Annotated in this window: 14 protein-coding genes and 1 tRNA gene; 4 read left to right on the top strand and 11 right to left on the bottom strand. The window is 32.5% G+C overall.

Annotation, left to right across the window (positions count from 1 at the left end; all coding sequences use genetic code 11):
- Position 1: 1 nt before the first annotated feature.
- On the bottom strand, positions 2 to 2830 hold the full coding sequence (locus AC3IF2_RS09305) for a carboxypeptidase-like regulatory domain-containing protein (protein ID WP_489166763.1): 2829 nt from the start codon (positions 2828 to 2830) through the stop codon (positions 2 to 4).
- A 204-nt stretch (positions 2831 to 3034) separates the two neighbouring features.
- Here AC3IF2_RS09305 and AC3IF2_RS09300 point away from each other — a divergent pair, with 204 nt between their 5' ends.
- The 3 genes from AC3IF2_RS09300 to AC3IF2_RS09290 all read left to right on the top strand — a co-directional run bounded on the left by AC3IF2_RS09300 (position 3035) and on the right by AC3IF2_RS09290 (position 5383).
- Positions 3035 to 3691, top strand: coding sequence for a DUF6088 family protein (locus tag AC3IF2_RS09300; RefSeq protein WP_489166762.1), 657 nt, complete (start codon positions 3035 to 3037; stop codon positions 3689 to 3691).
- Positions 3658 to 4677, top strand: a complete 1020-nt coding sequence (locus AC3IF2_RS09295; RefSeq protein ID WP_489166761.1) for a nucleotidyl transferase AbiEii/AbiGii toxin family protein — start codon at positions 3658 to 3660, stop codon at positions 4675 to 4677. The genes AC3IF2_RS09300 and AC3IF2_RS09295 overlap by 34 nt, the downstream gene beginning before the upstream one ends.
- Positions 4678 to 4837: 160 nt before the next feature.
- Complete coding sequence (locus tag AC3IF2_RS09290) at positions 4838 to 5383, top strand: 3'-5' exonuclease (RefSeq protein WP_489166760.1); 546 nt, start codon at positions 4838 to 4840, stop codon at positions 5381 to 5383.
- 397 nt (positions 5384 to 5780) lie between these two features.
- Here the strand turns inward: AC3IF2_RS09290 and AC3IF2_RS09285 are convergent, their stop codons facing one another.
- The 8 genes from AC3IF2_RS09285 to AC3IF2_RS09250 form a co-directional block, all read right to left on the bottom strand.
- On the bottom strand, positions 5781 to 6326 hold the full coding sequence (locus tag AC3IF2_RS09285) for a hypothetical protein (RefSeq protein WP_489166759.1): 546 nt from the start codon (positions 6324 to 6326) through the stop codon (positions 5781 to 5783).
- A 7-nt stretch (positions 6327 to 6333) separates the two neighbouring features.
- Positions 6334 to 6540, bottom strand: coding sequence for a hypothetical protein (locus AC3IF2_RS09280; protein WP_489166758.1), 207 nt, complete (start codon positions 6538 to 6540; stop codon positions 6334 to 6336).
- Positions 6541 to 6546: 6 nt separating this feature from the next.
- The gene (yidD, locus tag AC3IF2_RS09275) at positions 6547 to 6822 is read right to left on the bottom strand and encodes a membrane protein insertion efficiency factor YidD (RefSeq protein ID WP_489166757.1); all 276 of its coding nucleotides are present in this window, start codon (positions 6820 to 6822) and stop codon (positions 6547 to 6549) included.
- Positions 6822 to 7052, bottom strand: a complete 231-nt coding sequence (locus AC3IF2_RS09270; protein ID WP_489166756.1) for a hypothetical protein — start codon at positions 7050 to 7052, stop codon at positions 6822 to 6824. Before AC3IF2_RS09270 ends, yidD begins: the two co-directional genes overlap by 1 nt.
- Positions 7053 to 7057: 5 nt before the next feature.
- Positions 7058 to 7213, bottom strand: coding sequence for a YegP family protein (locus AC3IF2_RS09265; protein ID WP_489166755.1), 156 nt, complete (start codon positions 7211 to 7213; stop codon positions 7058 to 7060).
- A gap of 99 nt (positions 7214 to 7312) precedes the next feature.
- Positions 7313 to 7978 carry a response regulator gene (locus AC3IF2_RS09260; RefSeq protein ID WP_489166754.1) on the bottom strand — a complete coding sequence of 222 codons (666 nt, stop codon included), beginning with the start codon at positions 7976 to 7978 and terminating at the stop codon, positions 7313 to 7315.
- 2 nt (positions 7979 to 7980) lie between these two features.
- Positions 7981 to 9633, bottom strand: coding sequence for a tetratricopeptide repeat-containing sensor histidine kinase (locus tag AC3IF2_RS09255; protein ID WP_489166753.1), 1653 nt, complete (start codon positions 9631 to 9633; stop codon positions 7981 to 7983).
- A gap of 29 nt (positions 9634 to 9662) precedes the next feature.
- Complete coding sequence (locus AC3IF2_RS09250; protein ID WP_489166752.1) at positions 9663 to 9830, bottom strand: hypothetical protein; 168 nt, start codon at positions 9828 to 9830, stop codon at positions 9663 to 9665.
- A 277-nt stretch (positions 9831 to 10107) separates the two neighbouring features.
- Here AC3IF2_RS09250 and AC3IF2_RS09245 point away from each other — a divergent pair, with 277 nt between their 5' ends.
- Positions 10108 to 10770, top strand: a complete 663-nt coding sequence (locus AC3IF2_RS09245; RefSeq protein ID WP_489166751.1) for a hypothetical protein — start codon at positions 10108 to 10110, stop codon at positions 10768 to 10770.
- Positions 10771 to 10889: 119 nt separating this feature from the next.
- Here the strand turns inward: AC3IF2_RS09245 and AC3IF2_RS09240 are convergent, their stop codons facing one another.
- On the bottom strand, positions 10890 to 12668 hold the full coding sequence (locus AC3IF2_RS09240) for a hypothetical protein (protein ID WP_489166750.1): 1779 nt from the start codon (positions 12666 to 12668) through the stop codon (positions 10890 to 10892).
- Between the two features lie 223 nt (positions 12669 to 12891).
- Positions 12892 to 13001 (bottom strand) — tRNA-Arg (locus tag AC3IF2_RS09235).
- Between the last annotated feature and the right edge of the window lie 106 nt (positions 13002 to 13107).

Below are 13107 nucleotides of genomic sequence, written 5' to 3'. Positions count from 1 at the left end.
CTTAAATTTTTATATTAATCTTGAATCCAACTTCTTTAACTATCGGAAAGTTGAAGTAGTCTAACCCCTTTCCTGCGGCATAATCAAAAAGTGAAGAATAAGGTGAGATACCATCTTCTTTTGTCATAGAGATTAAGTTATATGCGTATAAGCTTAGCTCCAACTTCCTGAAAAACTTACCACTGTCTCGGCTGACAAAATCATAAGAAACACTTACTGATTTAAGGTTAATAAATGTTCCATCAACAATAGCTTCTTCGTCAACACCGTCGAAACCATATCGCACCCATCTGTTAAGTGTAACATCTTGATTAGGGTTGGTAAAGTCTACTGGCGTGGTATTGGTATTACCTGATTGATCTACCCCGTCAAAAATAAAATTAGTAACACCTCTTAAATTTGCAGACTCTTGAGATCTACCTGTATAATTCAATACATTATTAGTTCCGTTCCAGACATCACCACCTTTTTGAAAATCAATCAAAAAATCAAATCTGAATTTTCCAATGTTAAACTTGTTGTCCATGCTTAAGTTAAACTCAGGAGTGGTATTGCCAATAATTCTTTTCTCAGAATCTACAATAGGATAGCCGTTGTTATCAATAATTATAGAACCGTTAGCATCTCTTAAATATGCAGAACCAACTATAGTTCCGGTTTGTTCACCAACTATTAGGTCATTTGAAATAGTTCTAAAACCAGCAATTGGAATGGAGCTAATATTGCCCGTGAGGTCTAAAACTTTCCCTCTGTTTCTGGAAAAAAGAAAAGTTGGTTGATAGCGGAATGATTCCCAATCTCCACCTATACTTAATCCCAAACTTGCTTCTGAACCTTGATTTTTGATGGATGCAATGTTTAGAAGTTCAAAACTTCCATTATTCAGTACAGGAAAAATACCATCATTGGTTTTAGACAGGTAATAATTTACACCAATGGTAACGGTATTGTAAAATAATCTTAGATTGGTTTCAATGTCAAAATTTGTTGCTGTTTCTAATCTTAACGCTTTAGAATTGAACAAATCATTATTAGCCATTAATGATTGTGATTCTTGAGGAGTAATATTAAGGCTATTATGACTTAAATTACTGTAATATAAAGGCATTTCTTTTGCCTCTTTTGCGATTCCTCCGGCAATTGAGAAGGTATTCAGCCAATCCGGATAGCCTATTAATTCCCGTAACTCAACATAAACTTTTGCAGATGGTAAAAAAAGTTCACTTCCCTGCAAAGCTGAAGTAACAGAGTTGTTTATTAGAGATATATCCGCGTCGAACTCAGTATTCAGATCGAACTTAATCTCATTAGACATTCTGAACGCATTATTCTCTAATGTATTACTTATTAAAGATTCGTTCGTCGGGTTGCCAAAGTTTAAATCTGTAAAGTCATCTTGTTCGATCAAACTATAGTCAAGGGAACTATTTTTATATTTAAGTGATGACTTAATTTGAATACGAGAAAAATCTTCGATCTCAAAATTGTAATCTAATCCCAAGTAGGCATGGAGAGAATTTTCGGAGAAGTTTTTCTTACTTCTGTAGCCATCTTCAAAGCCAACAGTATTTATTGGCAGTGCAAAATCCTGTTGATCTTTTTCATTATTGTAACTTATAATTGAATTCAGTTTTACGTTGTCATCAATACGGAAATCAGCTTTCGCTCCGATAACAGTTGAAGACGTCTTGCTACGGTTTTGATTTAAACTTAATAACCACAGAGGGTTGTTAAATTCGTTTGGACTAAAACTGCGTTGCGTAATATTGTTAAAAAGGAATCCCTGACTGTTTTCAAAAGAATTAGGAGTTAGAAATGTTGAAAGCAATAAATTATTAAGAAAACCATTGATATTTGGTTGATTATTAATTTCGGTATTTGATTTGAAAAATACTGAAATAGTATTCTTGTAATCATAGTTAAGGTCGAATTGTGTCAATTTACTTCTCTCGACGTCAAATAAATCATCTTGGGTTTTTCTTCTAGCATTTACATCAATTGAATGTGTATTATTGGAAACCTTAAAATTTAAATTATTGGATAATACTATACCAGTTTTGAACAATTCATTATCATAAGGTAGTATTTGATTTTGTGCAACCCCATTTATTAGCCTTCCATTGCTGTCGTATGAATAATTAGAACCATCAAATGTTATTGAGTTGACATTGGGACCAAACGAAAATATCTCATTTGTTTCAGGGCCAGCCCATTGATTTACCCCATTGAAAGGCCTCCCTTGGGCAAAAGTATTTTGCAATTTTGGTAATTTGTTTTTGTCTACAAATTGAAGACTGATATTACTGTTAAAATTAACTTGATAAAGAAGATCAGGCCTGAAATATGTAACCTTAATTCTGTCATTATATTCTTTTATATTCTTAATTCTTTCGGTCTCAAGGAAACCTTTTCTTTTATTATATGTTAGTCCGTTTTCTGATAGTTCTTGGTTTAATTTTAAGGAGTCTGTAACTGTTTTAAGAGCATCATAATAGTCACTACTTATAATTTTCTGCACTGGTTCCTCCCTCATAGTAGATTTTAAGATTTGCTCTCCAAATAACTCTCTTGTGACCACAATTTCTTTGGTAGCCATACCAATAAAAGTAAATTGTAGAATATCTCCCACTTGGCATTCTATGCTATAATTACCATCAAAATCAGTTTCAGTACCCACGTTTGTTCCTTTTACAATGACGGTGGCCCCAGGAAGCGGCCCAGATTCATCTTCTAAAACTCCGGTTACAACGCCTCGTTGAGCAAATAAAGAGAAGCCTATAAGGGTGAAAATAAGAAAGGGGAGTAGGTATGTTCTTTTGATTGGTTGCATTGGTTGAATCTTTGCTCAAATCTAGATAAATGGTATAGTTTATAAAAGTATGAATGAGTGAAAGTGTTATTTTGATGAGGGAAGTGATTATTTAGTAATGATTAATGGCATAATATTGAGTAACGAGTTGCTCTCTTACTATTAAAAGCTTTCATATCAGGTATGTAAATTTTCAATTCTCTATCCTGAATTAATGTTTCTGTAATGAGAACAACTTTTTGTCGTAAAAATTTACTATTTTTGCGACAAAATATAGAAATAAATTCAATGCAAAGTATTGAAGATAAAATAGAAAAGAAGATAAAAACAAAGCAGAGAGGCACTTTGCTTTTTCCGGATGATTTTATTGCTTATGGTTCCACAAGGGCAATTCAGAAAGCATTAGAGCGTCTAACAAATAAAGAGGTTATTCGAAGAGTGGCGAGAGGAATTTTTGTAAGACCTGAGTTAAGCGAGTATATCGGAGAGGTAATGCCTACAGCTGAAGAAGTAGCACATGGAATTGCCAAGCGAGACAAAATCAAAATAATACCTGCTGGATCTCATGCATTAAACAAGCTCGGACTAAGTACACAAATTCCACTAAAGCTAGTTTATTTAACTGACGGTTCTCCACGTGAGATTCAAATTGGTAAGAGAACAATCAAGCTCAAAAAAACAACACCGAAAAATCTATTAGCAAAGGGCAAGATAAGTAGTCTCGCTATTCAGGCATTAAAAGAGATTGGACGGAAACAACTGACAAAAGAATTTGAAGAAAAGATTGTTCAGTTACTAAAAAAGGAAAAAAGAAAAGAACTGAAACATGATATTCCTTTGGCTCCTGTATGGATAAGAAAAATAATGCAAAAAGCACTATGATCAAGTTTTTACAAATAGCGGATAATGAAAAGCGCAAGATATATCAAGATGTTTCCAACGAGATTGGTGTACCACCTCAGGCGGTTGAGAAAGATGTTTGGGTAACACTCATGCTCAGGGTGATTTTCTCATCAGAACTAGCACCGCACTTGATTTTTAAAGGAGGGACATCATTGAGTAAAGCCTTTGATATAATAAATCGTTTTTCGGAAGATATTGATTTGGGAATTGATAGAAGGCGCCTGGGATTTGAGGGCGACCTAAGTAAAGGACAAATTCGCAGACTAAGACGAGCTTGTCACACTTTTGTTTCAGGTGAATTGACGGAACTAATAAAGAATCAGCTGAATAAATACGAAGTAGATGAAAGCCTGTACGAGTTAGTTGTAGAAAACACACAGATTTCTGACCAAGATCCGGAAACTGTTTTAGTAAACTATAAATCACTTTACGAGAATGATGAAATTCCATATCTATTGCCGAAAGTAAAAATTGAAGTAAGCGCACGATCATTAATAGAGCCCTATCAAGAAATTGGAATCCAATCTTGGATAGATAATCAGTACCCCAATGCATCCTTTACGGAAGGTACATTTCCAGTTAGTGTCACGGATGCACAGAAGACCTTTTTAGAAAAACTGATCCTATTACATGAAGAATTCCAAAAGCCAACTGAAAAGATTAGACACTTTAGAATGTCTAGACACTTCTATGATATTGGTCAAATTTTAAAAACTCAATTCGGCAAATCAGCTTTGGAAAACAAGGAGCTTTTCAAAAACATCATTGCACATAGAAAAGCATTAACACCAATGAAAATGACGGACTATGATACGCTCACTTTAGAATCACTTAATATAGTTCCTCCGAAAGAATTCATTGACAACTTCAAAACAGATTACAAAGAAATGACCAGGACCATGATTCAGGGAGAATCAGGGGAGTTTGAAGAATTATTGGATGAGATATTAAAGAACTTGAAATAAGCAAGATTGCAGGAGATGACATTAATCAAAGTATGGTATTTGTTGCATGTTTCGTAAAGCACTCGCCCATACATGAATCAATAGATATAATTAATTACTAGTTCGAAGCAACCTTTTTCCTTGATTAACATCTTGTCCTGATAAACTAACCAGATTTATTATGAATTATATAATACTTGACCTAGAAGCAACATGCTGGAAAGATAGGTCAATTAAAAAACAAAATGAGATTATTGAAATTGGAGCCGTAAAGGTTGGTGTTTCTGGAAATAAAGTGGGTGAATTTAACAGGTTTATTAGGCCAAAATTAAACCCTATTTTGTCAGAGTTCTGCAAAGAACTTACCTCTATAACGCAAACGGAAATTGATAATGCTCAAACTTTTCCAGAAGTTATTTCGGAATTCCTTGATTGGATAAATATTGAAAACGATTATGTTTTGTGTTCTTGGGGGTTTTATGACAAAAAACAATTTCAAAACGATTGCAAACTTTATCAACTGAATTCAGATTGGACAAATTCTCATATTAGCTTGAAACATCAATATGCTTCCATCAATTATTTAAGAAGACCATTAGGCATGGGTGGAGCTTTAAAGAGGGAAAAGTTAATTTTGGATGGGACACACCATAGAGGAATTGACGACGCTAGAAATATTACTAAAATATTTATGGAGTATTTTGGTAGATGGTCGATAGACAAGTAAAATTTTTAAATGGATTAGTTAAATTCTTTAATTAATCTATCTTTTACATTTACAATGTCTCATTCCTAATTCCTTGGCTTTTGAAATACTTAATTCGCTTATTTTAGATTTGCATCTTTTGAAAGACGCATGTGAGGTTGTTGGATGATAAATCATGCTGTTACCACATCTATATACTTTATCTTTAACCGACTCATTGAGAACGCTATACTCCTGTATTTTACTAGAGTCATCATTTATGATAGAAGAATCTGCGAGAAATAGATTTGGATCTGAAATATCGAATTTGTAATTAACCGATTCTCTGCCCAACAAAAAAGAGGTTATTATAGCGACAGCCAGAATCAAGTTTTTTTGGTTATTTCTCATAATAAATACAAATTAGAATGAGATAAAGTTATCTTAATTCTTCAATTTTTATTATTGATGATTTAAACATTTCAATTATTGGATTTAACTCCTTAAAAAATATTGTGCTTCCACTTCCATATTTTTCAAGTGTCAAGTACCACGTAATTTTACCATCTTTCACTAGATAGCCTATTTGAAAACCATCATCTGTTACGAATTTGTTTTCAAGATAATTTGATAACGAAACCATATCCTCCACCGATTGGTCATTTAAAGTATTGATGGCCTTTTGAATTTCAAGTATATCCTCGTATGCTATTGATGCCTTTTTTGTGTCATATTTGCCCTTGCTAGAAATTTGCAGAAAAAATTCCTTTTCATTTCCACTATAAATCTTTCTTATTTTGACATCAGCTATATCATATTTGGATTTCAGATTTGGTAAACTGTAGTCTTCAAATTTAATAATAACACCAGTTTTAGATACAAAATCTAACATTTTGGAGTTTTGTTTCTTCTCTTCTTGACTTTCTTGCCCAAATACATTAATAATTGAAAGAAAACAGACTGTTAATAAGAATATATTTTTCATAAATGCTTTAACTTGTATGACATTCTCTAGAACAATAATAACATCCATTTACTTGAGAATAATATTCTTTAGCTTCCCTTACAGCATCCTTGCAATTACTAAATTCTCCTAAATAAATTCTATTTTCTAAAGATGGTAACCAAGCACAACCTGTCGTATGAACTTCATGATCACCATTATCTTGTCTATTTTTATTTACATAGTATTTAGCCATAATATTTTATTTAAAAATTGATTTATTTAATTCTATTTCTCTAAACAATTTTTGATCAGATGTTATTAAAAATTTCTGTTTATTAACTTCAAAAATGTAGTGATTTCGATTACAGTTTTTAATTCTGAAGATTAAGGCTTTGACACCCGAAATTAAACCTTCATCCTTTGCTTTACCATGGACGTAGTTGGAGCATGAAACTTTGAAAAGACAATTTCTTCGTTTGGCTGGAGGAATTAACAACCAATATATCCTTATGGCAAAAATTAATATTAACTTCATTACTCCTTACAAAAAACTACCATTTGCTTAGAAGTTGTGAACCCTTGAGTTGCACCTATTCCAAAACAGCCATTGTCACCAGCAACATATGTCGATATGCTCTCAACCCTTATATATTTCCATCCATCATTAATTCCTTTATTTATGAGTTCTTCGAGTTGCTCGGATGGAGTTTTACTTTCATTTTTATTTCCAATCGAAGCTACAAATGGAACGACTTTAAATTTCATTTTGCTTATCCTTTATAACCATTTCTCCTTGCATTAGCAATACAATCTGACTTGTTCTTATATCCTTCTGCGGAAGCACCAACAATTTTTCCATTTGGCGCAATTCTTCTCCATCTCCATTCTTTTTTAGCATCTAGGTAGAATTCCCACTTATCGTTCATAGTTTTAAATTTTAAGTTTATGTCTACAAACATAAAAGGGTCCTAGATGACTTCCTTACGGTAACCCGTAAAATCAAAAGAAAAGTGAAAATTGTAGGGTTAAATAAGCCCTAAATCCTTAGTAATGGTAACCAGATGCGTAGTATTGTTTGCTTTAAACTGAGCCTTAAGTTTATTTAAGTTTTTCTCAATGGAACTAAGACTGCTGGGTGAAATGTTATTTTCTTTAAAATAGTGACTTATTTCTTCTTGAGATAAGCCTTTGGAAAGTTGTTTTACTAGATTTATATCGTAGTCGGTTATTTCAAGATTGTTTTTATTATTAATAGCATTTTCAACATTCGGGGACAAAAAAAGTTTATCATCAAATACAGATTTAATTGCTTTCTCTAATTCTCTCAAACCTTTCCTTCCTTTACAGATGTATGCGTTAATCCTTTGACCTAGTACTAAATTTCGAATTTTTTGAAAACGATTCTCCATCGAGTATACCATAATCTTTAATTCCGGATATTCAGATCTAAGCCTTTTAATAAGTTCCTCACCTGTAGCAATTTTATCGTTTCTGTAGTCTTCTTTAAAAGAAAGATCCGTTATAATAAGATCAAAAGGTTCATTGTTTAAAACACCTTTTTTAACTTTTAAATGAGCATCATCACAATATTGAGACTTAATAAAATCTTTGATTCCCAAATCCGAAAGAACATTAGAAATTCCTTCATTGACGCTATCATGATCATCAACAATAAGTACCTTTTTAAACATAATTAAACAACAATGTTAGCTTTGAATCCATTATTTTCTTCAGACTCAAAAGTAATTGTTCCCCCAACAGATTTAATACGGTTTTCCACATTGTTAAGTCCGTTTCTCTTTTTTATAATACCGCCTATACCGTCGTCCTTATAACTAATTTTAGTTTTACCTGACTTTTGTTCAAATGTCAGTACAACTGTAGAAGCCGTACTGTGTTTTTTCATATTGATCATTAACTCTTTCAAAACTTTGTAAAGAACATTCTTTACTAGTGGGGGCATCGATTTCCAATCAACCTTAGAAATTCCTCGTGTCAAAACAGTTACTTGATCTGTTGAAAATTGCAGCAGCATATCGCTAATAGCTGTGCTAAAATCTTCATCAGTATAATTCGAACTTAATTCATTGGAGATATTTCTTGCTCTGTTATAAATGACATCAAGTTTATCTAAGATTTCTTCTTGATCATCATTTCTTTGAACTTTATTCATGGCCTCATAGACTTCGTTGGCAAACTCATCATGAATTCGTTTAGAAATTTTAGATTCTGTATTAAATACCTGTTGTAATTTTTCTCTTTTATGTTTTGACCTTAAAACGAAGTAAGAAAATGTTCCTATTAATAGAAGAAAAATTCCAATCGCTTGATATCCCTGTTTCGACCTTTTCTCTTTTTCTTTCTGAATTTCATTTTCTTTAGCCAACTTCTCTTTTTCAAAATAATTATACTTGTAAAGGGCATATTTATTTTCATTTACCTGTTTTGCACTGGCAATACTATCAGTTAATCTTTTATACCTAGTCACATTAGGGTCTTCATCTAATTCTATTAGATTGGATAAAGCATTTTCAACATATGAAATACTCCCTAAACTTTCGGCTACGCTTAGTGCTTTATTTGCATAATCTTTTGCCTTTTCAAAATTATTTCTGTCTTCGTAATATCTACTGAAATAATTATAACTTGAGTATATTCCTTCGACATTATTTAGCTGTAATCTTATATCTAAAGCCTTTTGTAATAAATGAAGTGCATCAAATTCCTTAAGCTTACTTTTTACATAGCCTAGGTTGGCCATGGACATCGCCAATTGTATACTATCTCTGGATTCTAAACTATTTAAATAAATCTCTTCATATTTATTTTTCGCCAGCTCATAGTTCTCTTGAACCTGGTGTAGATATGCAATGTTATTTTTAATAGTACTCAGCCTTCTTTTATTCTTTGCAAGATTTTCGGCTTTATTATAATAGTCAAGAGCTACATCGTAATCTTTTAATAATCTATAAATCCGACCCAAATGATTATAAATTCCCAGTCGAGACTCATCACTATTGTCATTATGCTCATTTATTATTTTTAGAGCTTCAATTGCCGATGATTCGCTTTCGTAGTAGAACCCCATTTTGAATTGAATAATAGCTATTTGACGAAGATTATTTATTAATTGAAGCGTATCCTTTTTATCACCATTTACTTTTTTTAACTCTAAATAAAAATCAAGAGCCCTTTGAGAATCGCTTGGGTTCTTAGGATAATTGGCGAGGTTATAATAGAACCGAAGACTATCTTGATTCTTTAGAATTGGATTGTTGAAACCAAAAGAATGACTTGAATAAAAAAAACAGAAACAAAAAAGGGAATGAAATATTATTGTTTTCATTCCCCTAATGTACTAACTATTTCTAGTTATTAATCTCCTCCTGGTGGTGGTGGAGGTGGAATATCTCCTTCATTTCCACAACATGCTTGTGGAGAGACTTCCTCAACGGCTTCAGATTCAATGATGTCATCAGATGAACATGAAAACAGAAAAAAATTGAGGAAAACCGTAACAAAAATTAAGAATAATTTCTTCATTTTATATGGGTTTTAATAGTTGAACAATTGTGTTGCTGCTAGCATCACAACACCCTATAAATCGAAGAGACGTCTCTCTTTTTGGGAAGTTTATAGTCGAGTAGTAAAGATTATCTTCCCGTATAATTTTTACGATTCGACTCAATCAATATCAACTAATTGATGACACAAATGAAAGTAGAATGATCTGGAAATTCTGGAAACCTTGTAGAAACTATATGGAAATATTTTTCCAATAATTTTCCTAAATTTAACTCCCTATTAATTAACTAATTAAATGCATAGTAAGCTTATAATAGAAGCTTTTGAAAAGGCAAAAAAAGAAACAGGTTCTAGAAAGAAAACCCGATGGTCAGAACATCTTTCTGATTATATATCTGAAAATAGTGGAGGTAGTTTTACGGAAAAGAGTTTAAGAACATATTATGATCGAATTAAGCAAGACGACAAGACTCATGTCGAGCTAAAATCCTTTGTTGTGAACGCTTTATTAAAATACTTAGGTTATTCAAATTTCAAGGATTTCTTAAATATGAATGAGGAGGGAGAAAAAGTAAAAGGTAACCCCCTAATAAAGGGAATGAAAAATTATAAGACTACAATCCTCACTTCTTCATTATTAATCTTGTTAGGCTATGTTGGTTATGATTCTACAAAGAAAGATTGTATGGTATGGGTTGATAATCGCTATCAAAAAGTAAATTGTAATCAAAAAGGCAGTACCGATTATATTCCGGTAGTGTATAAAAATCTTGAGAAGGTTCAGCCGGAATGTGATTATCCTTTTTTTAAAGCTAATGGAAAGGAAAATTTATGGTACGGTAAGTCGTTAAAAGGGGAATATGAGTATTTCACTTACCCTGGGATTCATCCTGAAACAGAAGAGACTTTGAAAAAAATTACACAGCACATAATTGATAAATATATATGTGTTGATTAAATGAAAAGTAATAGTTCGCAGTAAATGGTAACAAATGCTATGCTCTTAACATATATTGTTAAAGACTAATTCCTGTTGGCATTAACAAAAAATTGCGCCAAAAATATAGACGCATTTTACTATTTCTTTTTCATTTTATTATCGTTTTCAATAAAGATAGAGATAATGCTATCTTTATCTAATTTATCTAAAGACAAACAATAATCAGCCTTGTCTTTATCAGAACTGATAGTTCCTCCCAATAAATCAATAATTTGGCGTAATGGCAATGAATTACTCCATTGCTGATGCAATGCTTTCGTAGCAAGTGAAGCTATTTCTGAATTCCCAGAAACTCTCGTTTGTCCTGCTCCAAAATTTAAGAGAACAAAACATTGTTGCTTACCTTCTGGGAGTAGTATTCCTAAGATTGTTTGCCGCTGTATAGATTGAGATTTTACTTCAGCAAAAAGATTATTTGGATTCATCATATACTTATAGCTAATACCATCACCTTCACCAACAATAATCTTGTATTCACAATCATGAGCGCCAGAAAACACATTACTGTTTATTAAAGTCGGAACTTTCAGGCTTTTGTTGGCATATAGGTATTCCACTGCTCCATTGGGTGCATTTGTAATATCTCCTGAGTAAAGTAAATCCGCATTTCCCTGGTTATAAGCAGCATTCCAACCTATTTTTCCACCTATATTCAGTCCAGACAAGTCTATATCATGAGCACCCCACGAATTTTCCCAGTACACACCAACAGCTAATTTCTCTCCATAAAACTTTGTTCCTGTTGGAATGTTTCCTACATACATTTTTTCTGAAGTAGGCAAAGCATATTGCACATTATATGGTAAATAGAATGTTTTATCACTTAAATCAAATCTCGTCTTTAGGTAATTTTCGAGAAAATAGTAATTGGCCCAAACCACATTTTTAAAACCACTTTTTTTAACGTATGACTTTCCGCTTCTTATTCTGTAAACAAAAGTATCTTGTCCTTGCATTCTATTATAACATGCAGCAAGTGCCTTAAATAAAGCAAATGGTGTAGCATTATCCAACCAATGCACCTCACTTTCTGAAATTATCATACTAGTTACATGGTTTAATGGATTAATCACTAAAGGCTTGTGATGTGTTTTAGATAGCTTTGATATTTTATTGATCGTCTTACTACATCTCGGTTTGAAAGCTAAAAATAAAGGTTTGAATCGATTAAAAATCTCAGCCAAATTCTCTAAGCCAAATTGTTCAAACTGAACTGCTGGATTAAAGTTAGAAGCTTTAATCGCTTCAATAGCCTCATCACTTTTAATCAATAAAGACTCTCCAGTAGCTCTGTAAATTATGTACCTAAAAAACTCTAAAGTGTCAGGAGGTAATACCCCATACATATCTGCTATTTTAATAGTAGCTTCTTTGTTTTTTATGTTTTCATTGCCAGTAAAATTGTATTTTAACTCACCAACTAGTACAGAAAGGATATCATTGATAGTTTCCTCTTTTAGAGCCATCCCAGATTGTAGCAATTGTAAGCATTTGGCAGTCAATTCTTCTTTCGAATATCCTTTTACCACTTTAAAGACAACCTTAAGTTCAGGAACGTCTAAAACTTCTTCAGGAATATAGATCTCACCTTGAAAATTACTTCCGTAAGTAGAAACATAATGATGTATTTGCTGCATTAACAAATTTTCTCTGGAACTATTTTTAATTTTTAGCCAAGACTTATGAAAAGTTTTGTTTAAACCATAACCATCCAACTTTTCTTTTTTGAAAAATTTGATAATGTCTTTTTTTGCCCATAAGGCGCCCGATTCAATTACAAAACCATCCTTTGAAATAAAAGGGGCTTCAGTTGATGCTTTTGAGATTACACCGTTAAATAGTTTTAATGTTTTCATTGTATTAATTTTTAAAAAGGTGGGAAGTATATTGAGTAATAGTCATATATAGGAACTTCCTTTACCTGTTATTAAAAGACGAAGCGTAAATTTTACCACAAACTCTTTCGAGCTCCGGAGTCGAACCAGAATATAGGAACGCTTTGTGTCTTTATTTTAAAATGGCGAGAAGTAAAACTTTCTAAAAGGAAAAAATAGGAACTTCTTGTGCCGGTTTTTATTGAAGTCCAGGTGGGACTCGAACCCACGACTACCCGATTAGGAATCGAATAGAGGAACTTTTTTTGCAAACTGCGAAAAGTATTGGTGCTCTACCCTCTGAGCTACTGGACTATATTAAAGAACGTTGATCGAACCTCGCCAGTTCCTTGTTGCTGGCGAGGTAGTACTGAGAAGCACTATAAAAGACCTCTGCTAAATCACTTTACAAATATTTAAA

The organism is Maritimimonas rapanae (assembly GCF_057837205.1).
Note: the sequence above shows the minus strand (reverse complement) of the source record. Positions and strands in the feature narration are given on the sequence as shown.